The organism is bacterium (genome assembly GCA_030654305.1).
In the GTDB taxonomy this organism is placed as follows: domain Bacteria; phylum Krumholzibacteriota; class Krumholzibacteriia; order LZORAL124-64-63; family LZORAL124-64-63; genus PNOJ01.
This window is the reverse complement of record JAURXS010000501.1, coordinates 1-1,087: the sequence shown is the minus strand read 5'-3', so window position 1 is coordinate 1,087 and position 1,087 is coordinate 1. Positions and strand designations below refer to the sequence as shown.

Annotated in this window: 2 protein-coding genes; both read left to right on the top strand. The window is 72.0% G+C overall.

Features of this window, described 5'->3' with window-relative positions; genetic code table 11:
• The coding region (locus tag Q7W29_14305) for an aldehyde dehydrogenase EutE (protein ID MDO9172995.1) at positions 1 to 252 on the top strand (252 nt) is incomplete at its 5' end.
• A 3-nt stretch (positions 253 to 255) separates the two neighbouring features.
• Positions 256 to 1,087: aldehyde dehydrogenase family protein (locus tag Q7W29_14300; GenBank protein MDO9172994.1), on the top strand; the 832-nt coding region annotated here is incomplete at its 3' end.

Below are 1,087 nucleotides of genomic sequence, written 5' to 3'. Positions count from 1 at the left end.
CTCGGCCGCTTCGAGGACAAGGTCATCAAGAACCGACTCGTGACGCTCAAGACACCCGGGCCGGAGGCGCTGCAGCCCCGCACCTGGACCGGCGACCGCGGCCTCACGCTGACCGACTGGGCGCCCTTCGGCGTCATCGGCGCCATCACCCCGACCACCAACCCCACCTCGACGATCATCTGCAACACCATCGGCATGGTGGCCGCCGGCAACAGCGTCGTGTTCAACGTGCACCCGAGCGCGCGCGCCTGATCGATGCTCACGATCCGGCTGATCAACCGCGCCGTGGTCGGTGCCGGCGGCCCGCCCGACCTGGTGACGGCGGTGGCGACGCCCACGGTGGCCTCGGCCCAGGAACTGATGCAGCACCCCGGGGTGCGCCTGCTGGTGGTGACCGGCGGCGCGGCGGTGGTCAAGGCCGCGATGCGCAGCGGCAAGCGCGCCATCTGCGCCGGGCCGGGCAACCCGCCGGTGGTCGTGGACCGCACCGCCGACGTCGCCAAGGCCGGCGGCGACATCGTGCGCGGCGCCTCCTTCGACAACAACATCATCTGCGTGGACGAGAAGGAAGTGTTCGTCGAGGCCGCGGTGGCCGACGCCCTGGTCGCGGCCATGGTGCGCCACGGGGCCCACCGCGCCAGCGCCTCGGACATAGCCCGCCTCGAGCGCACGGTCTTCGGCGAGACCCGCGGCCCCGGCAAGCCGGGCGTGATCGAGAAGTCGCTGGTCGGCAAGAACGCCGGCGAGATCCTCACCCGCGCCGGGATCGCCTGCTCCGGCGACCCGCGGCTGGTCGTCTGCGAGGTGCCCGAGGACCACCCCCTGGTCTGGACCGAGCAGATGATGCCGGTGCTGCCGGTGGTGCGCGTCGCCGACGTCGAGCACGGCATCGAGCTGGCCCGCCGCGCCGAGCACGGCTTCGGCCACTCGGCATCGATGCACAGCCGCGACATCGACGCGATGAGCCGCATGGCCCGCGTCATCAACACCAGCATCTTCGTCAAGAACGCGCCCATCTACGCCGGCCTCGGCGAGGGCGGCGAGGGCTACACGAGCTTCACCATCGCCAGCCCGACGGGCGAGGGCC